Below are 24,812 nucleotides of genomic sequence, written 5' to 3' on the forward strand. Positions count from 1 at the left end.
CAAAGAGCATAACCAGCGGTCGTCAGGATTTATTGTCAAAAATTGACATCACCTGCCGATATTGATTCGGCGTCGCCGCCGTGTACTGAACAAAAGCCTTATGAAAATGGCTTTGATCGCTGAACCCGAGCGTCAGTGCGGTATCCGCAATCGAATAACCAGCCCGGAGTAATTTTTTCCCTTCTTCGACCCGCAGGTTATTGATCAACGCTTTGGGCGTCATCCCATAGTCACGGGAAAAACGCCGGATAACGGTCTCAGGGCGCTGTTGAAACTCTTCTGCGAGCTCATCCAGTGAAGGCGGTGAACTGAGACGTGTCATCAAGGTTTGCTGAATACGATCACTGCTTTCCGGCCCGCTTCCCTGCTCTGCCGCATGACGGATGACCCGCGTTTCAGACGAATCAGACTGATACAGTGCGATCAGAGACTGACAGAAAGACCGCACCAGGTCAGGTATTTCCATCGCAGATGACTGATTTGAAATCGCATCAACAATTGCCAGATATTGCCGGAACAATCCGGGAGACTTGAGAACCGTCAGGGAAGGACCAAAATGAACCGGAGATAACCCGTTCAGCTGACAAAGCCAGTCCGGGTCGATATACAGCATATGATAGCTCCGGTGCATCCCGCCAACCGGATTGCAGGCATGCACCACCTCAGGCGGAATAATCACCACATCACCGGTATTGAGAATTTCCCGCCGGTCATTGAAACTGACGCAGGTTTGCCCGCCGACAATCGCACCAACAGACAGCTCCGCATGCCGGTGAGCTTTATAAGGCCGCAGGCTCCGGAAAGTACTTCTCAGTTCCAGAGGGACTGCATCATCAATGGTGTAAAAATGTTGGGAGATTTTATTTGCTGAACTCATCATGCCTCCCCTTCAATGCTTCCAAATATGATTATCACTGACATACTTGTTTATTATTATCTCATGATTCAATTGAAACCAGATACTGATAAATATATAGAAATTATAAAAAATCTGTTAAAACAGACACATAAATTCATTTATCAGAGACAATAAAATGATAGTGCTTGGTCAGGTTGTACAAGACTACCTACTCTTTTGTGAAAAAAACAGAGGATTATCCACACATTCAATCAAAGCTTATCACTGTGATTTAAAACAGTTTATATCCTGTCTGGGGATACAAACTGAAATTTATCACATCGATAAAGTGGCTTTAGGCCGGTTTCATCAACACCTGGTCAGCCGTGAACTCAACCCGGCATCCATCAAAAGAAAGTTTGCCTGTATCAGAGCCATGTTTAAGTGGCTGGAGCAGGAAGAAATTCTGGATAGCAATCCGTTTTACAAATTTCATACAGAAATCAAACTCCCGAAGCGATTGCCGCGCAATGTTCCCCGGTCAGATTTGAAGCGAATGCTGCTTCAGGGACATTCACATGTGAAAGATAAAGTATCGGCACACCTCACCCACAAGAGACAGTTAAATCATCTGACTAAATTACTGTCGGCGGAATTGATGATCGCAACCGGTTTAAGAGTTGGTGAGTTGGCCAGTATTCACATGAGTAACATTTTTCTGGCTGAGGGAAAAATAAAAATTTTAGGCAAAGGCTCCAGGGAAAGGTTTGTCTTTTTACCAGAACAGGAATTGCGTGATCTCATCAAAAATTATCTGTACGCCCGGCAAATCACAGAGCCACAGACAGATCATCTGCTGGTTAACAGTCGCGGACAACAGGCATCAACTCAATTTTTGCGCAAGCTGATTCGGGACTTATCCTCTGAAGCAAAAACCCAAACCAAAGTCACCCCACATATGCTCCGGCACAGCGCAGCCTGCGAACTCCTCGAATCTGGTTTAGACATTCGCTTTGTCCAACGCTTGCTGGGACACAGCAGTATTTCCACCACCGAAATTTACACCCATGTTTCAGACACAGCCCTGCAAGAGAAGCTGCAACAGGCACAAATAAGGAGTCGCATTATGGTTAAGTAGGGATAACTAATAATTATGGTTAAAATGATTGTACAAGAAAAATTGAGAAAATATGCGGAATTACTTGATAATTTTGAAAAAAACAACAGTAACACTATTCCGTTATGCGCCGCAGAGACCATAGTATCAAATCTTGTAAAAGCCCCTCTAAGAAGCTCCTTCTCTGAAAGATACATAAAGTCTGGAATTAAAAACTTTGATGCATCTAAAGAATTTATCGGTAGCCAATATATATACCCCGTTTACCAGCTTATAAGTGAGATATGCCTTGAGTTATTTGGCGCACAATATGCTGATGCACGACCTTTATCTGGAATGAATGCAGTTCTGACTTCTTTGATGTCAATAACTAACCATGGAGATAACATCTTACTTCTACATCCGGATGCAGGTGCGCATGAGTCTTATCCCCAAATATGTGATAGACTGGGACTGAAAACAACGTATATCCCTTTCGACTTAGATAATATTCGATATGATATTGATGAAACCAACAAATTACTAAATAATCAAAAATATAAGGCAATAGTAATCCCCCCTTCTGATTTAATTGACCAACCACCTTTAGATAAACTGATTATCCCTATTGAAACAATAGTATTTTATGACTGCACGCAGTCTTTTGGACTAATAGCTTCTGGCCATCATTTAAATCCAATGAAGTTATCCAATCAGGTTATTTTACTTGGTGGTACACATAAAACGATATCAGGCCCAACATGTGGTCTTATACTCTGTAATGATAAACATTTATCAACAATCTTAGAAAATAAAATAACACCAATATACGTAAGAAATCCACACCCTCACCATATAGCTTCTTTACTAATGGCTCTTATAGAATTTATTGAGTATGGAACTGAATATATGAAAAATATAATAACCACCTCAAATACTCTTGGATGTCTATTATCAAAACATGGTTTTTCTGTAAAAAAAATCGATAAGTTACATTATTCTAACACACATCAACTATTTATATCTTTAAATAAAAATGACGCTATAAATATGGAAAAAAACGCACGATTACTAAATATATCTTTAGATAAGAAATCAAAAAAAATGTACGGTGATGCTGGAATAAGAATTGGTGTCCAAGCAATTACTCGACTTGGATGGGGGAAAGAAGAGTTAGATATTCTAGCGAGCATCCTTTCTAAAATGAAATATGAACATCTAAGTCCATCAATAATAAAAATGGCTAGTCAACTCAGAGGTAGAGATAAATTAATATACACAATCGATGCTAGTGCACATGAATTTCTAAATACTTAATACTATCCAATCCTTGCTGAACTATATTTATATCTCTATTTAATTTTAGATTTCCAAGATCGTTCAGCAAAAATTCTACAGATTCTTTTATTCCAATTTTGAATTTTTCTTGCATAAAAAATTTTATTAATCTTGCTCTGACTAAAGTTATTTTCATGTTCAATTCTCTTGCTACATTCTCCACATAAATAACCTTATTTATTAATTCTGACTCTGATCTACAAAAACATATTTCATCCGAGAATATTTCACAAATACAAGCGCATAGAATTGCACTTGTATATAAATTTCTATCACCATTTTCTAACGTTTGTGACATTACTTGTAAATAATAATCGGAAGCTTCTTTATACTTACCAGAAAATCTTAAGTTATCTCCTTTTCCATACAATCCGTTAATTATAGTCCTTAAATTATTTCTTCTTGCTATATCCAAAGATGTTTCAAGAGCATTCTCAGCGCTAGGAATATCACCGAGCAAACGTTGACATCTGGAGTAATTTCTCCATAAAGCAGATTCTAATGAGGGACTTTCTAAGTCAAATGTATTAAGTATCACTTTAAAAGATTCTAAAGTTACTTTTTCTCCAAGAGTAAATAAAATTGAAAACTGACTATTCAAACTACGGAGAAACATTATATCATTGTTTGACGGACACTTACCTTTAATTTCTTCGTATATCCTATAGGCTTCGAGTAGATCATCACCTATATGTCCTGTTAAATGAGCATACAGCCAAAGAGATTCCTTTTCTTCTTTTATCCATTTTAACTCTTTTGCCCGAGTAACAAGAGCCATAGCTTGCGCTCTTGATAAGTCATATTGGTTGAGTAAATGGTCTAGATCAGCAACAGCATAAAAAACATTAAACTCAAATTTGCTAGTTATATTTGACACTTGTTTATTTGAAAATTCATATAAATAAGACGATTTAGTTAACGCTTTTGCCTTTTGATAATCACCAGTAGCTAGAAGGGATAGCATGTAACCATATAGAGCTTGATTTTTTATGTTTGTATCACTATGAAAAACTGAATCATTACCAGCCCAAGCCTCTACATTTTCCCAAAAAGAAATTAAAAATATGTAATTTTGCCCAAGAATTTCTTTATTTAAAGTGTCTGTTATATCCATTATTTTATTTTTCATTAGAGCGTTAGATAAAGCATCCAATATAATTGATTCTAATTTATATTTTCTCTCAAGAAATGAAGATGCCACTTTGGACATACTGGAAATAATTTTTCTTTCATATTCTAAACAGATATCTCTAATAAGATCATGAGCTTTAACACAAGTCTCTTGGCCAAAATTATTTTCTATAATGGTAGATTGCTGTTTAAGTTTTCTCAGTGAAGTATCAACTCGAGAAAACTGAGCCAGATTAATACTAGAACTAGGAATATTTGTTACAACAAGATTACACAAACATATAAAAATAAGTACATCTCTCTCATCTTGAGAAAGCCCTGAATATATCTCAGAAATAAAATATGAACTAAATCCATCAATATTATCTGGAGATTTAAGCTTTGAATCTAATGTAAAAAAATTAAGGTAAAGAGGTAGTCCTATACTTTTTATGTAAATTTTATTAAGCATAGCATCATTTATGGTTATTCCTTTTGATTCAATAAAAGTCTGACAATGATTTTCATTGAAAGGCTCTAATTTTTGTGACTGTATTGATAAATGAGGGTCCACCACTTTAAATATTGAACCAATAATAAAAAAGTCTGAAGGGCGAACATTTGTATATTGTCTAATTAGTTTTGTTAAAGACTGCATAGCCGCAACATTGTTTACATTATCTAAAATGAAACAAATTTTTTCACTTTTGTATATTTTATCGATTTGCATTGCTAAATCAGATATACTTTCGGCTCGCTTATCACAGGCCATTTCACCTAGAACAGCTATAGAACTCTCCAGTTCAGTAGTATCAACCACATCTAAATATATCACATTATTGGTTGTTTTTTTTACCTGATCCTGATTTATTTTACTTATTAACTTATAACATTCACCTCTATTTAAAATATCGCCTATGTACTTCAAATACTCACTTTTTCCAACACCTCTTTGACCATAAATAGATAAAATATTCCTTGTTTTTAGGTGCATAAGAGTGTTAACCACATCGTCTTTTCTATTTATGAACTTAGATGGATTAGTATAATAGATCTTTATTGGGATGGTGCTTTTTGGAGAATTACTTTTTTCATGTATATAGCTAACTATATTTAAAGAAGCATAAACTGCCCCAAGTAATGCACAAATTGTGGATACGAGCACTTGAATTAGTTTAAGATCGGTAACTCCTTTAGGAATTCCATACAAATACAAGACAGCCAAGGAAATTCCCATTAGTAATATAAATGTAACTAACAGTAAACGACCAATCACTTTAACCATAATTATTAGTTATCCCTTTTTAATCATTCTTGTGCTCACTGCGTGAGCCATGTCTGGTAAAATCAAATGCTGTTATAACAGTCAATATAAATATAGTAGCATAAAGTAACTTAGCATAGCTTATAGATACAAAATAATTAGTGATAACCCTGTTGTTTTTTCAAAAAACTTAATAGTCATTTGTAAAAAAGCGTCATCAGTTAAGCGATAAATACAATCCCCCCCTTTCTGAATGCCGATGCTCCTGCCAGAATTACCCAATAACGACTGACTTCGGAATCTTACCCGCAGCCATAACATCTCCCGCTAAAACAATATGAAACAGGAAAATAAACACAGAATTCGCCCCACGAAACGTTACCCGGCTCTGAACTCTCAGATGAATCGATGGTAAAATCAGGGCGGCTCAGCCAGAATAGCAAATAACAGCCTTATCAACAGGAGTTGTTTGGTGATGCATTTTGCCTGCAGGATGCAGACCGGTGTCAGGAAGAAGCCATCAATTGTGATTCGCAGTTCCGATAAGAGACAGAGGTAATTACCGGATGAAAGTTATTTTGATTCATGGTTTGTACATGCATGGCATGGTCATGCAACCGCTCAGCCAGCTTTTAGCCAAAAGAGGCTACGAAACCGATGTCATCAGCTATAACTCTGTTTCCATTGAGGAAGATGACGTTTTCCAATCGATTGACTCCCTGATCGATCCGTCCGGGCCCAATATTTTAATTGGTCATAGTCTGGGTGGACTGATGATTAAACATTATCTGAAAGCCAGACAGATGACGACTGCACAGGTCTCCCATGTGGTTGCGATTGGCTCTCCCCTGCAGGGTGCTTCCATTGTCGATGCGATTCAGGCGCTCGGGCTGGGGCAGATTCTTGGCAACTCAACGGATTACGGTCTGGAAAACCACAGCGGTGAATGGAACTTCCCGCAAAAGCTGGGCTGTATTGCCGGAACCATGGCGATTGGTTTTCGACCGCTACTCATCAACAGTGCGCATCCGTCCGATGGAACCGTCACCCTTGAAGAGACCAAAATCACCGGTATGACGGATCATCTGGAAATCAATCACACCCATACCAGCCTGATCTTCAGTAACGAAGTGGCGGAACAAATCGACTATTTTATCCGCTATAACTGCTTTTTCAGACAACCGGAAGAATCAACCGCATAGGCTGCAAAAAGCATACTGCTAAAAATAGTTGTCAATTTATCGGTTGGCGTCACAGACAAAACCCCGGTAAGGTTAGAGACAAGATTCTCTGACACTTTGATAATTTATGTGCCATTCAGATCCGATTACAGATCAGGCGATCATTGATCGCTATTATCAGGCGCTTCTGGACAGAAATGCAGATTATGCCGGTACTTTTTTCGTCGGCGTGAAAACCACCTCGGTATTTTGCATCTCTACCTGCCGGGCCAGAAAACCTAAAAAGCAGAATGTGGTCTTCTATACCCACTTTAAAGATGCGCTGTCAGCTGGGTTCCGGCCCTGTAAAATCTGCCGTCCGACAGAAAATGCCAGTGAAGCGCCTGAGCAGGTGACTCTGGCCATCGAGCTTGTGCGACAAAATCCGAAAGAGAAAATTTCAGATGCACTGCTGACTGAGCATCAAATCCGGCCGGAAATGATTCGGCGGTGGTTCAAAAAAAACTACGGAATGACTTTCCACACCTTCCAGCGGATGTATCGTATTAACTATGCGCTGGAAGAACTCAGGGAAGGTAAAAAGTTGCTGGATACCGCCTATGAGGCCGGTTATGAATCACTCAGTGGCTTTGGCTACACCTTTAAAAAACTGACAGGGAAAACACCTGGGATGAAAGATGACAATCAGGTAATTTTGATCAACCGGTTTACGACGCCTCTGGGGCCGATGTTCGTCTGTGCGACCGATGAAGGCGTTTGTTTGCTGGAGTTTGTCGAACGCAGAATGCTGGAAACAGAGTTCAGTGACCTGCAGCGCCGGTTAAACGCATCAATTATTGCCGGGGAAAACCAGCATATCAGACAGGCAAAACAGGAGATCGCTGAATATTTTGCCGGTACCAGAACCCGGTTTGACGTGCAACTCCATACACCGGGCACCCCATTCCAGCAACAAGTCTGGCAGGCGCTGCAAAATATTGACTATGGGACGACTGCGTCTTACCAGCAGCAGGCTGAACGAATTGGTAACCCGAAAGCGGTTCGTGCCGTCGCTTCCGCTAACGGACATAATCGCATCGCTATTATTATTCCCTGCCACCGGGTGATCGGTAAAAACGGTAAACTGGTTGGCTATGCAGGTGGATTAGAGAGAAAACGCTGGCTGCTGGAACATGAACAGACGCATCTGCCGGAGTCAGACAAAGAAACATTGTGAACTTCATAGTCCGAACCTGAGCGCAGGACAAAAAAAAGCCAATTACAACGGTGTAATTGGCTAAACATGTGAATAAAAAAACTCCACTAACAACGTCAGTTGGCTAGTTAACCCTCGGCTTAAAGGGTTATCTATATGTAATCAAGTCCCGTGCCAACTTTTACATAACAAAAAATCAACATGTTACAGAAAAAACCGATTTTACGGAGAGAATACTAATTGCATAATAAAAAGTATTCAGCACAACCATTGCAATATGCAAAAGAACACAATCTACTTTTTGCAAAGCAAAGATTCAGAAATTCACCCCGATTTTTACTGATACTTCCCCTGTCGTCTTCATATCAAAAGCTGAAGAACCAAACTTAACCGACTTATCACCAGCAACAGGCACATGGATACCTGCCCAGGGGTTCACATAAATATGAGGAGCAAGATAATGGACATACCCACATCCCAGCGTCGCCAGATAGGTCTGATAGCTTTTCCGGTCTGAAGACTGCTCTTCCGTGACATCGCCCCGCCACTGTTCAGCGCCGAAACCAATCCAAAAACCTTGCTGAGACGGGTCCGGATAATAATCAACGATCACTGCGCCAACATCGACCTGATGATCTTTAAATCCATTCTGAGTAAACATGTCCGGCGATTCAAACTTTGTCACAACTCCCCGGAACTTCAAATGACCCCGACCAGCGGTCAGAGAAAAATAATGCCCATTCAACAGATAAGGCAACACATCGGCTTCAGCGCCAACATGCCAGTTATTATTTGCAGCACAGGCCGACGAAAAAAATAAAGCTGCCCATAACGCGATGTAATTTTGCTGTTTCATACATACCACCATAATGTCACTAGTTGGTGACATTATTTCCGTAATACGGAAAAATGTAAATACCTGCCGGATAAAAAACAGACAATACGTGCTTAACAGGAATGATTGTGCTTTTAAAAGAATGGCTTATTATTGGGATTCACATCAATAACAGAGAAGTAACAATCATGACCCCAAAAACGATGATGAAAAAAACCATGATAAAAAACAGATCAATGTTGACCGGAAAACCAATCGTCGCCCTTCTGGCACTGACCTTACTTGGACTTCATTGCCCGGCCCAGGCTGATCTCCTGAAAAATATTCTGTCCGACGGGGTACTGAAAGTCGGTACAACGGGTGACTACAAACCATTTACCTACCTCAATCAAGATCATTACACTGGTTATGACATCGACGTTGCAAATCATATTGCCAGGCAGATGGGCGTTAAAGTTGAGTTTGTCAAAACAACCTGGAAACATCTGACAACGGGCTTACAGGCTGGGGAATATGATATTGCGATGGGCGGAATCACCAAGAGAATGAATCGTCAGCTGGTCGCTGAGATATCTCACGGCTATATGACTTTCGGCAAATGCTTTCTGGTCGCAACAGGCCTTGAAAATAAGTTTGATACGCTGGAAAAAGTGAACAAACCAGATGTCAGGGTTGGCGTGAACATCGGCGGAACGAATGAGAAGTTTGCCCGACAATATCTGCCCAATGCGCAAATCATCAGATTCGATAATAACCTCGATGTCCCGGTCGCCGTTGCAGAAGGCAAAATCGACGTGATGATTACAGAAACACCGGAAGCACTCTATTATCAGCATAAAGATAAACGCCTGGACGCGGTCAGGGAGCATGACCCTTTCACAAAAAGCCAGTTCGGTTATTTAATTCCTGCGGGTGAACAAAGACTATTGAATGCCATCAATTACGCGATGGAAGATATGCAGCTGAAAGGTACTGATATTCAGTTGATGAAAAAGAATGGCCTGATGTAATCTACCCGGAGCATATTCATATCAGCCGGAGATGCAACATCATCAGCAAACCTTTGATGTAGTACTTAATGCGCCCGCATATTCAGTATCCATCACACGGTTCCGGCCGGTATTTTTTGCCGCATAGAGATTTCTGTCAGCGACATCGAAAATGTCCCGGCTGTTTTCTGCTTCTCCGGAGTTACCAATGCCGATACTGACTGACAACATTTCTCCCTCAGCCACCTGAATGCGTTCGCAAATAGCCATTCTTATCCGCTCCGCATAAGCAAAAGTATCCTCGCGGGACACGTGGTGTTTTAAGACGACAAACTCTTCTCCGCCCCATCTGCCAAGTTTATCGTCCGACCCGGTCACCTTGTTCAGTACCGAAATAAATTCCGTCAGCACCCAATCACCAATGAGGTGTCCGTGCCGATCGTTAATCCGCTTAAAATGATCAATATCGATCAGTAAAATCGCATAAGGTCGATTCTGTAACTGACAGTCTTGCTCGGCCTGAAGCAACTCATCTTCCAGGCCCCGGCGGTTAAAAACCTGCGTCAGAGGGTCTAACAAGGCATAGTGCTCCAACATCTCCAGACGTTCCTGCACTTTGGCAGACTGAATCCTCATTCTGAGTACAGTCCAGAGCAGTACTATATAAACCATGTGAGACATACCAATATTAAATAATACGCCCAACGCATCACTGACTGAAAACTGGGCCATCAAAACGATATAATGGCCAACCAGTGTAATTATAAAAACGACAATACTTGTGAATGCAGCCTTTCTCACATCAAGAAACAGGTAAGCCATAACATAATTCAGCCCCAGCCACTGAGAGGCATTCGAAAATGCGCCATGTAAGGCAATATGATGGTAAATACTGGATGAAGTCAGATATCCTGCAACAACAAAATAGGTGAAAAGATAAAGATGCTCTCTGTTGACCTCCCGGATGAGAGTAACAATATAGGTCAGTGTGAAAAAACAAATACAAACCGGGTAGGAAATCTCATCAAATGGGGAAATCAGACCGCTAATTTCATCAATGCTCCAGACTGAAGCAAAACAAACAATTGCAAATCCCAACAACCACCGAAAAGTGTGCAGTTTCATTGAAGGGGTGTAACGGGTCTTTGGCAATATCTGCTTTATATTCATCACTATGAACAACTTCTGACAAGCAAAAAGTACACATATAAACCAGTTTAACCTGCTTTATGTACACAAATGTCAATTATGCCATAAAAAAACATCCCTGTGGCAAGATTAAAAAATCGTTACCTCCCTGCCAAAAGGCTGCAACCAACAACATTCCTTCTGTTTTCACCTGGCTGCCTTATACAAACCGAACTAAGAGATTAAAGCATCCAGTGCATATATAGCGGAAGAGATCTCGTCCATTCCCCGGTCGACAACAACCTGTTCCAGCTCAGGCATGGCGGAATAGAAATCTTTCAGCACCCGGGTATCGAGCACATCTTTATGCAGCAGTAACTCTTTATACTCAAGCAACCGCTGTAATGTATTTCTTACTTCTGCACATAACATTTCAGGATGGTTATCGCATGTTGCGGCTAAAGAGGCTTTCAAAGCTTCATATGGGTGTTCACTCAAAATAACAACATTATCTTTTTGATTAGCCTGATGCGCAGTAACACCCGAATTATTTTCTGGTTTCATTTCTGTTTGACTTGTACTTGTATATACAGATTTACCGGCATGATTCAGATCAAAAGCCGCACTGTTACAAACAGTTTTATGATTCATTTTTATATCTCACTTTGCATTCACCCTTTCAAAAACGACTAGTTTGCTGATGCACTCGTACCAAAAAATTCATATCAAAAAATGGTTCAGTTCAAAAAGTCAGCAGACAGAAAGATGAAACGACATGAATATTCTATATAATATCGTTTTTAGAAATAGTTCCTGAAGGGTATTCACCAACGTTAATGTTTGAGGGTCTCTTATCATTTTTTCAGCCCTCTTTAAGTGCAACTGTATCCATAAAAATGCAGACATCAACATAAAATTAAAATACAGTTAAGGAATTCTCTTTTTGATAATCCAGTCTCAATGAATTATATTTCTGTTCAATTAGTTAAATACACTTGAGACATCTTTTTATATGAACGGTCTGGCTGAGGCAGTAATGAAATTCGTTAACAGGGATACAATCATAAAAAAAAATAAAAATCTTTATTTTTCAATTGGTTTAATACTTATTTCATTCTCAGTGTGCTTTTTTCATACCTCACCAGCACAAGCTTATACTATCGGGATCATTGTCGGTAAAAATAAAACCCGCACCAGCACCTCCAATCACGAAAAAATGTGTATATTGCGTCATGTTGCCAACCACGTTTCCAAGCAAAAACCAGAAATAAAATTTATCTTTGCCGAAAACGATCGCTCCGCAGTGGGCAGCATGAATGCCGCTCTGACATTGGTAAAACAGCATGTTGATTTAGTATTACTGCCATTAATCTCTCACGAAGCCGGACCGGCAGCGCAAATATTATCAGATGCCCACATTCCGTTTATCACAACGGCAACATCACTGTCTGTTCTGAAACCAGCATTCAAAGGATTATCGACCATGCCTTCAAGCCGGGAGCAGGCGCGTGCACTGGCAATCTACTATCTGGATAAATTCAGGGAAAAAAATATTCATGTTGTGATTAATCCGTCGAAAGAGTACTCAGTTTCTGTTGCCCGGTTATTCTCCCGGGAAGTACTCAGAAGAAGCCCCGGAACAAAAATCATTGAACAGGAATTTTCTCCGCAACAGGCAGAAGAGATCGCTCAGTCTGTCACAAACCATGATATCGTTTTTGCAGCGCTTTATAACCCGGATATTGCCATTCTGTACAGCGCACTGACACTCAATAAAAAACGAAAAACAACCATTATCGGGCCGGATTCCATCGGTGCCCGTAAAGAATTTTTTGCCATCATCGGCCAGGCACAGCCACAGGTGAAAATGCAGTTTCTGAGTAACTGGGATCATCAGTTGAGAGGACCGCATGTTGATGACTTTATGTCCTATCAGAAAACATATTGCAGTGACAAAAAAGCAACATTTCTCACCGTGTATTCGTACGATCTCATTCATTTGATCCTGGCTCAGCTTCCGCAGTTAATTCAGGCAGATTCCCCTGAAGAAACCATTCATATTCTGCGGGAAAGCGCTTACGTCACCGTGATGGATGGCAGAAAAATGATGTTCACTGCTCCGGGTTATAACCAAAAGAACCTTTATCTATACGCGATACAGGGCAGCAACACCAAACGATTACAGGTTTTAAACTATGCCGGTTTATAAAAACCATCTCTGGGTTTCGGTCTGCGTTGCAGTCTTCGTCGCAATCATCAATATTGTCATTTATAGTGTGAGTGCAACGCATAATGAGATCACGGTCTCTAAAGGTATATTCTCCGGCATCATGCGCTCAATGGCGACATCCAGTACGTTTATGGATGATGTTTATACTTTCAGGGTTGAGCACATCGGAAGAAATATTCAGGACCTCATTACAATGTTTGAGAAAAATAATTCTTCTCTTGGCATTTGTGTCACCGCCGAAATCCGAAGCTTTAACTCAGACGAAAAAGTCTCAAATACCTATTGTTCTCACAATGAATCCATGATTGCTCTGATGTCAGAAAACCGCAGAAACGATGTCGTCTCAGGTGAAGAAAGAATCAGAATCGGTAAGAAAGAACTCGGCCATGTTTCCTGGTTTCTGGCCCCGTCGAAAATACGTCCGCTCTTTCGCAAAATGAATGGTGGCTATTCCGTACCGTTGATATACGCCTGTATCGAAATTTTATTTTTCCTGCTTCTCAGTAAAATCATCCGCTCCTATATCGCCCAAAAAACCCCGGGGGATAAAGCTCTGAGCTATCAGGAAACCATGACACAACTTCATCAGGAAAAAGAAGACGTCATCAGTGAAAACGACCTGCTGGCAGAAAATATTGCCCGATTACAGTTACAACTTTCAAACATCACCAAAATTACTGAACACAACAAGCGACATTTCGCAATCAATGGGGATTTACTGTATGCACAATACAGTCATCCTTATACAAACCTTTATTATGCTTCCGGTAAGTGTCTGAAAATCAGATGTTCTCTGGCTATTCTGGAAAACTCCTTCCCAATTCACTGGATTCGCATCAACCGCTCCTGCGTGGTGAACAGCCAGGCAATCAGAGAACGGGGAATCGAGTATAAGTCTGATAAAAAAAGCACATTGATTATTCAAATCAAAAACAAACCCATCGAACTGGAAGTGGGCAAAAACTACGAAGAACAATTAGTTCAGGTCTTCTCATGAGGTATTACTTTGAATAAGACAGCTTTGGAAGAAACAACTTTGAAACGAATACTTATCACATGCGCAACGAGTCATATTGGTTCTGCTGTCGCGGCGCAACTTTCGGCAACTCACGAACTGATTCTGACCGGAAGGGACACGGAGAAACTGTCGAAAATTAAGTGCGAAACAGAACGTGAGCATCCTGTCGTCACTCAGGCACTTGATTTTTTTGATCCGAATTCTGTTGATCTTTGTTGCGAAACAATGCAAAAACAGGATAAACAACTGGATGGCATCGTCTTTATTCTGCCCAGAATCCCACCTTCAGGGAATGTTTTCCCGGATGATGAGGACTGGAGCGAACTTTACCGGAAATATTTCATTACACCATTAAGATTACTCAGACAGTTGACCGAAAACAACATGCTCCGCCAGGGGTGCAAAATCGTGATGATTTCTGGTTTGAGTTCTAAATCCGCCCTGACCAGCTATGCAACAAATAACTGTATCCGTCATGCCTGGCTCGGACAGGCAAAAACAATGGCCTTGTCTTTAGCAAGCCAGAAAATATCGGTGAACACATTATCTTTAGGTGGCGTGATGACCGGTGCTTACATACAGAAAATGCAGTTAAAAGCCGCAGATCAGGGCATCAGTTATGATGAATTAATGCAAAATGAAGTCTCAAATATCCCGCTGCAAAAATATGCTGCCGTTGAAGATGTAGCAGAGGCAATCATCGCATTACTGGGACCACTGGCAAATCATATGACAGGCCAGAATATGCTGCTTGATGGTGGTTTCTTTAAGGGCTATTAAGCCCGGTCGCATGGATGGTTTTTGTGTTCGCGAAAAACGCCAGCCGCTGTATGACCGGCGCTTCCGCAAAACAAAAATCATTCTTGATTAACCACTCAGCAACTCAAACCACGCCGCCTTTCGGCGCAATAAATTTAGCATCAGCTCTGGCAATGATTTGATCCTGATAGCAAATCGTTCCTTCCAGCCAGTATACACCTCTTCTTTGTTTCATCAGACAGGCAGATACTTTCACCTTCGACCCGATACAGGCCGGCGCGACAAAACGAACAACCAGCTCCGCCGTTAAAGCCTCTACATCACGCAAAAACAGGCAATGAGTCATTGCTGCGTCAAGTAGCGTACTAATCATGCCGCCATGCAACAATCCGTCGTACCCCTGATGGCGTGCAGTCACATCAAACCAGGAAAAAACATGTCCCCCGGCATCTTCCTCAAATTTCAGTCTCAGGCTATCCGGATTATTTTCAATATCACCGCAAACCATACAATGCGTATGCCTCTGCCTGACGACCTGTTGATTCTCCAATCTACACTCCTCTGCTATTCCCCTGTCCGGCAAATGACTGTTCGGTTTGGCCTGTTCATTTGTCCTGTAAAACAGAATCCTTTTCAAACAACTGGCTCACAGAGGCAGAGTAATCACCCGGCCTCTGTGTTGAGATCAACCAGTCAAAGAGCTGTTCCCCCTAATCATGGTGATGATGATGCTGCTCAGAACGCTGGCAGCAACAGCCACCATGACCTGAGCCTCTGCCATGATGACCACCATGATGATCGGGCCTGAGAGCCAGCTTTCGTTGAAGACCGTGTCCCCAGCGGTGACCGCAACCGCGGTGCATCCCTTTTCTCCTGCCTTTTCCCTGTCCCATACGGTCTGACATCTCTTCTTCTGGCTGCATGACATTACTGTCCTGCCCGGATTCATCGCTCATCGGTTTTATATCTTCACATTCAGGCATTAGTCACTCCTGTTTTTCGGATTACATCTTCTTTGCAGAAGATCTGAACATCTCCTGCCATTCCCTCTTCTGTGCCGCAGCTTTCTTCTGCAGCCAGGCATCATAAAACGCACTTGCTCCAGCTCTCCGTTTAACCAGGCCGGGATGACTTCATGAATGTCTCCGGCACAAAACGGATAAACCTGAATACCACACACTTCAATAGCGTGTAACAGAGGTTGGGAAATGGCACCACATACCAGCACGTTCACTTCCTGATTGCATAAAAACGTCAGTTTATCTATCGCCGCTCCCTGTGGCAGAGCAACAACATCTCTGGCTGAGATCTCGTTTTGATGATGTACTTCCAGCAGAAGTACATATCCGGCGACATCAAAAACCGGAGAAATTCGATCATTCCATATCGTAAACGCTGCTTTCATAAGAAACTCCAATGCTGACAGATATCTATAGAGCAACAAGTGTTCCAATCCGGAAACAGGAAAAAATTATATAATAAGGTATTGTTTTAATTAGAATAAAAAAGAAGTGAGTCAATATTCGGCGCCATTATCGTTGCAAAAACGCAACGATAATAGGTGCAGATAATTGCTTTTTTAAGACGATTCAAAACTCAGGTATATACCCAAACAACCTGAAGATGCAGGGTTCAGGTTGCTTGGGTATAACCACAGTGAACCGAAATTCATGATTCATTAGTCATCCGGTGTCTTCCGTTCTGAGCCGGAAAAGGAATCTTAAGTACCTTCATTTTCCGGTAAAGGGTCGTTTTATGGATTCCCAGCTCACGGGCTGTGGCAGCCCGGTTATAATGATTGTGTTTTAAAGCCGATTCGATTGCCTTTTTTTCTGCGGACTGACGAATCAGAGCCACTTCCTCACGGACACCCACAGGCTCACTGTCGTCACAGAATTCATCCGGTAAATGTGACAGGCCAATCTGCTCCCCGGCACACAGAACAAATGCCCGCTCAATCACATTTTCCAGTTCACGAACATTCCCCGGCCAGTCATGCGCGATTAAAACCGACTCTGCTTCTGCGCTGATTCCCTGAATTGAACGCTTCTGGAGACGATTAAAATGATGAATAAACTGATCAATCAGCAGCGGAATATCTTCTTTTCGCTCACGTAACGCCGGTAATTTCAGACCAACAACCTGAATCCGGTAAAATAAATCCTGTCTGAATTCACCATCAGCAACCATCTGCGATAAATTACGGTGTGTTGCGACAATAATTCTGGCCCGGTTTTTCTCCGCATGTACTGACCCCAGCGGTTCATATTCATGCTCTTGTAACACCCGCAGCAACCTGACCTGGAGTGCCGGGCTGATTTCACCAATTTCATCCAGAAATAAGGTGCCATCTTTTGCTAAAGCAAAGCGGCCCGGTTTGTCATGTGTTGCTCCGGTAAATGCACCTTTCTTATATCCGAATAGCTCAGATTCAAGCAAACTATCAGGTAAGGCACCGCAGTTGATCGCGACAAAAGGCTTATCTTTACGCGCGCCCATCTCATGAATCGCTTTCGCCAGCAGCTCTTTGCCGGTACCGGTTTCCCCATAAACTGAAACGGTACTGTCACTGGCTGCAATTGCCGGCAATAACTCAAACAACTGACGCATCACCGGGCTACAACTGACAAATTCACCCGCCTGACATTTCCCCTCCAGTGCATTTCTTAAGGCTTCGACTTCACTCAGATCCCTGAATGTTTCTGCACCACCAATAATTTGCCCGCCGGCATTTTTCAGCACCGCAGTTGAAACAGAAACAGGAATTCGTTCTCCTTCTGCATCAATGATATAGCAGGACTGATTCACAATCGGCGTGTCATTCTGAAGGGTATGTCTGAGTGCACATTCACGTTCACACATACTGGATTTGAATACCTCAGAGCAGGGTTTTCCCAGTGCTTCTTCGCGGCGAATCCCTGTAATTTCTTCTGCTGCCCGGTTAAAAAAGCTGATACACCAATGATGATCGACGGTAAAAACACCATCAGAAATACTTTCTAAAATGGCATCCGTAAATTCCGGAATAGTTGACGACATGTCTGATTCCTCATAACAAAATTCAATCTGTCATCACTGGAATCGTTCAGCTAAAGATGACAGAAAACCGGAGTATGTTAGCACAGCCCCCGTAAACGATGATTCATGCCTGACAAATCGTTTGCGTTATCGTTACCCTTCACCAAACAGAAAACTGAGGGTTCCGTCACAAAACTTAAGCTGATATAGTCCGCCGGAAAACTGGAGGAGATTTATGCCTGAAATGAGTTTGACTGAAATATTTGGCTATATTGCATCCATGCTGGTCGCACTTTCATTTACCATGAAAGACATCACCAGATTACGCATTGTGAATTGTGTGGGTTGCTTACTTTTTACCGGATACGGCATCATGATTGATTCATGGCCGGTCATACTGACCAACGGTTTCATTGCGGGTGTGAATATCTGTTATCTGGCAAAGAGCAGACTCTGCCCACAAACAACCTGAAGCGGCATGATTCAGGTTGATTGCAAATGAAACACTGGTTTCAGCTATTGCTGAACCAGTTGCACCCGTTTTGAGGCTGCCAGTGCCTTACTTTGGGAAGCCACCAGCTTGTCCTGCTGAGACTGTATAAAGAAAACCGGCAGATTTTCTTTATCCGCAATTTCCCGCCCGGCTTCCGGCCCCAGACACAACATAGCTGTCGCCCATGCATCACTCACCTCAGAAACCTGACCGAATACCGAAGCAGAAACCAAATCATGTGTTACCGGCGCACCGGTACGCGGGTCCAGAATATGAGAATACGCTTTTCCGTCTGCATCAAATGAATGGTGATAAGTCCCTGATGTATCGAGCGTGACACCATTTTCATCTTCTATCACAACAATCTGATAAGGTACCCGTTTGTCTTTCGAGGGAATCGGACGTTCAATGGCGATACGCCATTTCTGACCTTCAGGTTTATGACCCCGGATTTTCATATCACCACCAAATTCCACCAGATAGTTTGTGATGCCATTCATTTCCAGTATCTGACTTAATTTGCCAATCGTGTAGCCCTCACCCATGGAAGAAAAGTCCAGCTGCAAGCCCGGCAATGTTTTACGGATCCGCAACCCATCATCATTAATCTCGACTTTATCAATACCGATTCCGGCCTGAACCGCGGCTATCTTTTGCTGTTCAGGCACCTGTAACACATCTTTTTTAAATCCCCACAACGCAAATAATGGACCGATGGTCGGGTCATAACACCCATTCGTCTTGTGATGAATCATCTTCGCAACGGAAAGCAAATGGATAAAATCTGCCGAAGCTGGTTGCCAGTCTGTGGATGGGTTGTGATTCCAGCGCGAAATAAATGAGTCCGGCCGGTAAGTCGAAAGTTCTTTATCAATCACTGCCAGCATCTGGTCAAACTGGCCGCTGATCGTCTCTGTCGGCACCGGTTTTTCCGACCACCAGCTAATATGATAGGTCGTGCCCTGTGCATACCCGGAAACTTTTTCGATTTTGGGTGGCTCACTACAACCACTGATGAGCAAAAAAAAGGGAAGTACAATCACAGCAAGCCAGTATGGCTTCAGACTGATATTCAGTATTTTCATCATTTCAGAATAACCTTTCCGGGGATCGAAGTTGGGGCAAAGTCTACCAATAAAGCCGGTCAGGTTCAGTAGTTTATTCTCCGGATTCAGGGAAAAAATAAGAGCCGGATATACCGGCTCTTATCTGAGACAGGTTTACAGAACTCGCGCGCGATTCAGCGAACCGGCTGGTGTATATCACCCGCCTGCGGTGTCTGACCGGCTTTCATTACCGGATTTAAAGGTGCCACCGGGGACTCGGTAATTTTCTCTTTCAAATACTCAAGCGCTTTTTGCAGCTGGGCATCATGACCCTGATAAGTCGCATAAGGCAGATTATCGACTTCAATGGTCGGAGTAACACCATGCTGTTCAATTAACCATTCGCCATCCATTGAATACTGCGGATACTCTGCCACCCGAGCTTTCCCCCAGTCCGTAAGCTTATTGCTGTCATCCAGCCAGACGCCGGCACCAAATGTCCTCATACCAATCACAGGTCCCAGTCCCAAAGCCTTCACCCCGGCGGTAAAGGTTTCCCCGTCAGAGTAGGTCATCTGATTCGCCAGTACAGCGATATGACCACGAAATGCCTGCTGCATGTTGGTATAAGTACCGCCATGCCTTGGTTTCCAGTACATCCATGCCCGCCGCATTAATTTGTCGAGAATCCATGAATCGATATTACCCCCCTGATTGTTCCTGACATCGATAATCAGTCCCTGTTTATCGATATTGGCATAAAATTCGCGGACAAAGGTATCTACGTCTTTCTTGATCATCGCATGTAAATAGATATATCCGATCTGGTGATGACTTTCCTCTCTGACCCGTTGTTGGTTTTTCTCTGCCCAGTCCTGCCAGGCAAAAGTCCGGCTTTGCCATGAACCGACAGGATAGACAATCACCTGATGTTTCTCTCCTGCCCGGCTCAGTGTCAGCAGCACCTGCTGATCAGACTGGTTCCGCAATAACTGACTGACATCAGCCAGTGAAGCAACCGGACGTTTATTGATTTCAAGAATCAGATCGCCGTTTTCCGCATCAACCCCTGGTTTCGCCAGTGGTGAGGCCATCTCAGGGACTTCAGGATCCGTCTGATAAATATGTTCTACCACAACCCCCTGAGCGGTTTGTCTGAGTGCTGCGCCCAGGCTTGCCGCTTCTGCCGTATCAGTAGCCCCGGGCGTATCTTCGCCATAGCTCACCTGAGAATGCAATGCGTTGAGCTGACTGGTCATCTGTCCGAGTAAATCGCTCAGCTCATAGCGGTCTGATACTCTGGCGACCAAAGGTTCCAGCCAGGTTTTAACCTGTTTCCAGTCAACACCCCGCATCGATGGGTCATAAAACATATCCCGGTGCATCAGCCATGCACTGTGGAACATCTGCAACCATTCATCCACCGGATTAACCTGCATGTGCCATTGATTTGCATTGATCCGGTACTGACTCATTCTTCCGGGTAAAGATGAACCAGCCGGAACCACATACCCATCACTATCCCAGACAATGAACAGCTGTTCACGATCCTGAGAGAGCGCATAACGGCTGATGCCTCCGGAAACCGTATTTACACTGACATTCCGGTGCGCGTAACGAATGGATTTCAGCTGGTAGCCGCCTGAATTTCCTTCACGAAGCACATACAGACCCTGTTTACCTACTCTGAGCTGGTCATAATTGCCTTCGGCAACCGGCACCTGCCAAAGTCGTTTTGCTATCGTATCCCAGCCCGGCGCATCCTCTGGTTTTGGCTGAGCAACCGCTTCTGGCTTTTGTTCAGTAGCTTTATCATTCTCTGTTTCAGTACCTGCCTGATCAGCGGCCGTTATTACAGATTCAGACCCGGACGTTTTTTCTGTGTCAGGCACATCCTTCGCTTGTTTCTCAGGTTCATCCTTTGACGTATCTGCATCCGCTTCTGGTTTATTCATCAGCTCATTGACGGGCTGGAAAGGGAAATCAGCCTGTTCATCCAGCGCAAAAGCAAAGATGCCGGTCTGACTGGAAAAAACAGGTGCCGAAGTTCTGTCCCGCCACGGAGAAGACGAAATCGCTTTGAAATGCCGGTCAGATAAGAAATAAAGCCATTTACCGTCCGGGCTGAAATCCGGCGAAAATGAATTGTATTTCCCCGATGTGAGATGCTGCGAGTGGCCGGTTTGCAGGTCATACAAAATAACCGTTGACCGATCCGCATTATCCGGCTCAGTGCCAACCGCAAGATAGCGGCTGTCATCAGACCAGCGATAGGTCCCAAATGCATCGTTCACCGGCCCGTGATCAAGAATTTGTTTCATTTCACCTGATGCAGCATCCACCAGCCAGAGATGGCCGTCTTTATCATCTGTGAGCAAATGCTTACCATCCGGAGACTCACTCAAACTCCAGCGAATTGAATGCCCCTGATGGGTAATTTGCTTCATATCATTCGTCCCATCAGCCGCAAAACGCCAGATTTGCTCTTCCCCGGAAGCATCACAAACCGCATAAACCCACTTCTTATCCTGACTCATTCTGGCGAACTTCACCCGGCTGTGGGCCGGTGTTTGAATCTCAATCAACCGGGTACCATCGGTCGTCGCAACCGCAACTTTTCCCCGGGCGGTAATCACAACCCGTTTGCCATCAGGCGTTAAAGTGGTGCTGCTCTCATAATCAAGGGGATTTTTGATCCAGCGAGACTGGCGATAAGGCTGATCAGATACCAGCTGAAGCGGAAGAATTTGCGTCCGGGCCTCGCTGTCACTGGCCTGGGCGGGTTTTTCAGCACTTTGAGTCGCTTGCTCAGAACTTTGAACGGATTGATCGGCAATTGTATAAAGAACCAGATCTGCCCCAAGCTGGAACACAATTTTGCCATCACTCAAATCAGGGGTTCTGACCGGCCAGCGGGTATAAGTGGTCAGCTGCGTTTTCTCTGACCCATCCGGATTCATTGACCACAAATTCGGGTTCCCGCTTTTATCAGATAAATAATACACTTTGCCTTGATAAAACATCGGAGAGCTGTCAGAACCACTACCAGCCGGTGTTAACAGCTGTGCTTCTTTCTGGCTGCCCAGCTCATAACGCCAGATTTGTCCCTGCGCCCCACCCCGGTATGCCCGGAGCTTATCGCCACTGACTCCGGTACCAAACCGGGTAAAATAAAGATAATGACCTGCCTCATCGATCGTTCCCTGATTGGCGTTATAAAGCGGCAGGTTCTGAGTTTTGAGATTAGCCGGATCGACTTCTTTTAACTGCCAGGTTCCCAGCGGCCCGACAGTATGGTTCGTCGCATAAAGAATATGACCATTCTTTGTCCATTCCTGCAGCCGGACATCAGTCTGTTCAAAGGTCACACGCCGTGGGATGCCACCATCAACCGGCATCACATAGGCTTCATAAGCACCGTCATAGTTAGCCGCAAAAGCAACCTGCTGACCATCCTGTGAGATAATGACATTATCTTCCAGCCCACGCCGGGAGGTTAATCTGTGGGCGACTTTCTGGTCTGTCTGTGTGGCCCACAGATCACCTTCTGAGACAAAAATCAGTGTATTTCCATGTAAGGCCGGTTGCCGGTAATATCCCATGTGAGAACCACCCGTCTGAGCCATCGAACCCAGACTTACCCCAGCCAGTAATGTTAAACAATAACATCTCCATTGCATTTTATTTCTCCCGGAATTCACAACGAGTCGTTGTTTATAACGAACAACTATTTTCTGTGCACAATCATTTCTTCAGATAAAGCGATCAACGAATCAGATGAGTATTCACCGGAGATCAAACGGATGATCCAGACTGAAGACATGTGTCGCTGATGTAATACATGAAAGAATTGCAATATGTTTTATACATTTTATGACATAGAAATCAAGGTATTGCTCCCGGAAAACGCCAATTCATACACACGCATTGCATCTGAACACTTAATTCAGACTGATATAGCTCAGGGTCTGTTGCAGTAAAAATGCATCGTTGTGATGAGATTCAGAAATTAACAGTAGAAAATGTACTAGCTCGCTGGTACATTTATTTACATAAAACTAAGTCTTTATGCCGCACAGGCGTTAGACAATAAATTAATTCAATCAGGACGGGTTTATGTACGGGAAATTATTGAAAAGTCTGCTTGCCACTTTGTCTGTCGCAATCTGTTGTACCGCAACAGCCGGAGAGTTTCCGGCAAAAAATATCCAGGGAATCATTATGTGGGGTGCGGGTGGTTCCACAGATAGTGTCATGAGGACAGTGACACCGGCAGCAGAGAAAAAACTGGATGCCGACATCATTATGATCAATCGTCCCGGAGCCGGAGGCGCTTTAGCCACAAAGTATGTAAATGCAAAAAAAGCCGATGGATACACATTACTGATGGGCGCAGAAAACCCGCAGATATATAAGGTTCTCGGATTATCTAAAACAGATTACAGCGATATGATTCCGGTGTCTTTACTGGCTCAGGGTATTTCCGTTTTTGTAGCAAGAACTGATGCCCCGTATAACAATTTAAAAGAGTTTGTGGATTACGCAAAAACACATCCCGGATCAGTCAAAGTTGGCTCAACCGGTCCGGCCGGATTACCATCAATCTTACTTTCCATCCTGAAAACAAACCAGCATTTTGAAGTCACCTCAGTGCCTTATAATGGTGATGGTCAGGCGCTGACTGCACTCCTGAGTAAAGCGATTGATGTCATGCCAACCACTTACGGTCCGGCCAGAGAGTATATTCGTGCCGGGAAAATGAAAGTCATTGGCTTAATGGATAAACAACCGAATTCTCAGCTGCCTGATGTTCAGCCCGCAACCACTTATTTTCCTGAACTGGCCAGCCAATTACCCTATAGTGCTTTCTTTGGTGTGTTCGTCAAAAAAGGCACCCCGCCAAACGTCGTCGCAAAATTATCTGATGCCTTTAACAGCGCGGCCAGACAGGATAGCTTTCGCCGGATGCTTGACAGCAAAGGCTATGAATATCTGGGGCTCAGCAGCCAGGAAGCCATCAAATATTTAGACAGATTCCGTTCTGTCGGTTCATGGACAATCTACAAAGCGGGCGGCGCGAAGTTTTCCCCGGAAAAATTCAATATTCCCCGAATCTCAGACTAGCAAACACAAGCAGACTCTTTCCGGGTCTGCCGTGATAAGTCACAATAGTGATTTATCACAAAAACTATTTTTAATGATGCTCACTGACATGGCGATGAATCATCATCACCATGTCAGATGTTTTTATCAGCTCATTTATAAGGAAACATC

At 43.2% G+C, this 24,812-nt stretch carries 21 protein-coding genes and 1 pseudogene; 11 read left to right on the forward strand and 11 right to left on the reverse strand.

All coding sequences use genetic code 11. From position 1 onward, the window contains the following. Positions 1 to 22: 22 nt before the first annotated feature. Positions 23 to 880 (reverse strand): helix-turn-helix domain-containing protein, encoded by an 858-nt coding sequence (locus OC443_RS11930; protein WP_200796874.1) that lies wholly within the window; start codon positions 878 to 880, stop codon positions 23 to 25. A gap of 154 nt (positions 881 to 1,034) precedes the next feature. Here OC443_RS11930 and OC443_RS11935 point away from each other — a divergent pair, with 154 nt between their 5' ends. Both OC443_RS11935 and OC443_RS11940 read left to right on the forward strand, forming a co-directional pair. Then, the gene (locus OC443_RS11935) at positions 1,035 to 1,976 is read left to right on the forward strand and encodes a tyrosine-type recombinase/integrase (protein ID WP_073579831.1); all 942 of its coding nucleotides are present in this window, start codon (positions 1,035 to 1,037) and stop codon (positions 1,974 to 1,976) included. A gap of 15 nt (positions 1,977 to 1,991) precedes the next feature. After that, positions 1,992 to 3,251, forward strand: coding sequence for a PLP-dependent aminotransferase family protein (locus OC443_RS11940; RefSeq protein WP_073579832.1), 1,260 nt, complete (start codon positions 1,992 to 1,994; stop codon positions 3,249 to 3,251). On the opposite strand, the gene OC443_RS11945 is transcribed toward OC443_RS11940, so the two are convergent. Further along, entirely contained in the window at positions 3,223 to 5,667 is a 2,445-nt protein-coding gene (locus tag OC443_RS11945; RefSeq protein WP_073579833.1) for a tetratricopeptide repeat protein, read from the reverse strand. The two genes, OC443_RS11940 and OC443_RS11945, sit on opposite strands and share 29 nt — an antisense overlap. Before the next feature lie 545 nt (positions 5,668 to 6,212). Here OC443_RS11945 and OC443_RS11950 point away from each other — a divergent pair. From OC443_RS11950 to OC443_RS26410, 3 genes and pseudogenes are all read left to right on the forward strand, one after another. After that, positions 6,213 to 6,848, forward strand: a complete 636-nt coding sequence (locus OC443_RS11950) for an esterase/lipase family protein (RefSeq protein WP_073579834.1) — start codon at positions 6,213 to 6,215, stop codon at positions 6,846 to 6,848. 106 nt (positions 6,849 to 6,954) lie between these two features. After that, positions 6,955 to 7,485, forward strand: a pseudogene (locus OC443_RS26405) (bifunctional transcriptional activator/DNA repair enzyme AdaA); the annotation flags it as partial. A 12-nt stretch (positions 7,486 to 7,497) separates the two neighbouring features. Then, a complete protein-coding gene (locus OC443_RS26410; RefSeq protein ID WP_370738723.1) occupies positions 7,498 to 8,043 on the forward strand; it encodes a methylated-DNA--[protein]-cysteine S-methyltransferase in 546 nt (181 codons plus the stop codon). A gap of 295 nt (positions 8,044 to 8,338) precedes the next feature. Here OC443_RS26410 and OC443_RS11965 read toward each other — a convergent pair whose 3' ends face one another. Further along, positions 8,339 to 8,878: a hypothetical protein gene (locus tag OC443_RS11965; protein ID WP_143169201.1), complete on the reverse strand. Its 540-nt coding sequence runs from the start codon at positions 8,876 to 8,878 to the stop codon at positions 8,339 to 8,341. A 215-nt stretch (positions 8,879 to 9,093) separates the two neighbouring features. Between OC443_RS11965 and OC443_RS11970 the strand changes: the two genes are divergently transcribed. Then, complete coding sequence (locus tag OC443_RS11970; RefSeq protein ID WP_262021700.1) at positions 9,094 to 9,867, forward strand: transporter substrate-binding domain-containing protein; 774 nt, start codon at positions 9,094 to 9,096, stop codon at positions 9,865 to 9,867. Between the two features lie 42 nt (positions 9,868 to 9,909). Here the strand turns inward: OC443_RS11970 and OC443_RS11975 are convergent, their stop codons facing one another. Together OC443_RS11975 and OC443_RS11980 are read right to left on the reverse strand one after the other, a co-directional pair. Beyond that, a complete protein-coding gene (locus OC443_RS11975) occupies positions 9,910 to 11,016 on the reverse strand; it encodes a GGDEF domain-containing protein (protein WP_073579837.1) in 1,107 nt (368 codons plus the stop codon). A 192-nt stretch (positions 11,017 to 11,208) separates the two neighbouring features. Next, complete coding sequence (locus OC443_RS11980; RefSeq protein WP_073579838.1) at positions 11,209 to 11,625, reverse strand: hypothetical protein; 417 nt, start codon at positions 11,623 to 11,625, stop codon at positions 11,209 to 11,211. Positions 11,626 to 12,190: 565 nt separating this feature from the next. On the opposite strand from OC443_RS11980, the gene OC443_RS11985 reads away from it, so the two are divergent. The 3 genes from OC443_RS11985 to OC443_RS11995 are packed head-to-tail and all read left to right on the forward strand — an operon-like array spanning position 12,191 to position 15,002. After that, on the forward strand, positions 12,191 to 13,183 hold the full coding sequence (locus tag OC443_RS11985; RefSeq protein WP_262021674.1) for an ABC transporter substrate-binding protein: 993 nt from the start codon (positions 12,191 to 12,193) through the stop codon (positions 13,181 to 13,183). Further along, positions 13,170 to 14,201 (forward strand): LytTR family DNA-binding domain-containing protein, encoded by a 1,032-nt coding sequence (locus OC443_RS11990; RefSeq protein ID WP_073579839.1) that lies wholly within the window; start codon positions 13,170 to 13,172, stop codon positions 14,199 to 14,201. The genes OC443_RS11985 and OC443_RS11990 overlap by 14 nt, the downstream gene beginning before the upstream one ends. Positions 14,202 to 14,240: 39 nt before the next feature. Beyond that, positions 14,241 to 15,002 carry an SDR family oxidoreductase gene (locus OC443_RS11995; RefSeq protein ID WP_073579874.1) on the forward strand — a complete coding sequence of 254 codons (762 nt, stop codon included), beginning with the start codon at positions 14,241 to 14,243 and terminating at the stop codon, positions 15,000 to 15,002. A gap of 103 nt (positions 15,003 to 15,105) precedes the next feature. Here the strand turns inward: OC443_RS11995 and OC443_RS12000 are convergent, their stop codons facing one another. The 4 genes from OC443_RS12000 to OC443_RS12015 all read right to left on the reverse strand — a co-directional run bounded on the left by OC443_RS12000 (position 15,106) and on the right by OC443_RS12015 (position 18,020). After that, complete coding sequence (locus tag OC443_RS12000; protein WP_073579840.1) at positions 15,106 to 15,531, reverse strand: PaaI family thioesterase; 426 nt, start codon at positions 15,529 to 15,531, stop codon at positions 15,106 to 15,108. Between the two features lie 160 nt (positions 15,532 to 15,691). Beyond that, positions 15,692 to 15,964, reverse strand: a complete 273-nt coding sequence (locus tag OC443_RS12005; RefSeq protein WP_073579841.1) for a hypothetical protein — start codon at positions 15,962 to 15,964, stop codon at positions 15,692 to 15,694. After that, positions 15,964 to 16,386, reverse strand: a complete 423-nt coding sequence (locus tag OC443_RS12010) for a NifB/NifX family molybdenum-iron cluster-binding protein (RefSeq protein ID WP_073579842.1) — start codon at positions 16,384 to 16,386, stop codon at positions 15,964 to 15,966. Before OC443_RS12010 ends, OC443_RS12005 begins: the two co-directional genes overlap by 1 nt. A 263-nt stretch (positions 16,387 to 16,649) precedes the next feature. Then, positions 16,650 to 18,020 (reverse strand): sigma-54 interaction domain-containing protein, encoded by a 1,371-nt coding sequence (locus OC443_RS12015; protein ID WP_073579843.1) that lies wholly within the window; start codon positions 18,018 to 18,020, stop codon positions 16,650 to 16,652. Positions 18,021 to 18,234: 214 nt separating this feature from the next. Between OC443_RS12015 and OC443_RS12020 the strand changes: the two genes are divergently transcribed. Further along, on the forward strand, positions 18,235 to 18,471 hold the full coding sequence (locus OC443_RS12020; protein ID WP_073579844.1) for a PQ-loop repeat-containing protein: 237 nt from the start codon (positions 18,235 to 18,237) through the stop codon (positions 18,469 to 18,471). Positions 18,472 to 18,515: 44 nt separating this feature from the next. On the opposite strand, the gene OC443_RS12025 is transcribed toward OC443_RS12020, so the two are convergent. Continuing rightward, positions 18,516 to 19,580, reverse strand: a complete 1,065-nt coding sequence (locus OC443_RS12025) for an FAD:protein FMN transferase (RefSeq protein WP_143169204.1) — start codon at positions 19,578 to 19,580, stop codon at positions 18,516 to 18,518. A gap of 152 nt (positions 19,581 to 19,732) precedes the next feature. Beyond that, positions 19,733 to 23,218, reverse strand: coding sequence for a S41 family peptidase (locus OC443_RS12030; protein ID WP_073579845.1), 3,486 nt, complete (start codon positions 23,216 to 23,218; stop codon positions 19,733 to 19,735). Positions 23,219 to 23,654: 436 nt separating this feature from the next. Between OC443_RS12030 and OC443_RS12035 the strand changes: the two genes are divergently transcribed. Next, positions 23,655 to 24,662, forward strand: coding sequence for a tripartite tricarboxylate transporter substrate binding protein (locus tag OC443_RS12035; protein WP_073579846.1), 1,008 nt, complete (start codon positions 23,655 to 23,657; stop codon positions 24,660 to 24,662). Positions 24,663 to 24,812 lie beyond the last annotated feature (150 nt).

The sequence above is a fragment of the Vibrio quintilis genome (assembly GCF_024529975.1).
In the GTDB taxonomy this organism is placed as follows: Bacteria; Pseudomonadota; Gammaproteobacteria; order Enterobacterales; family Vibrionaceae; genus Vibrio; species Vibrio quintilis.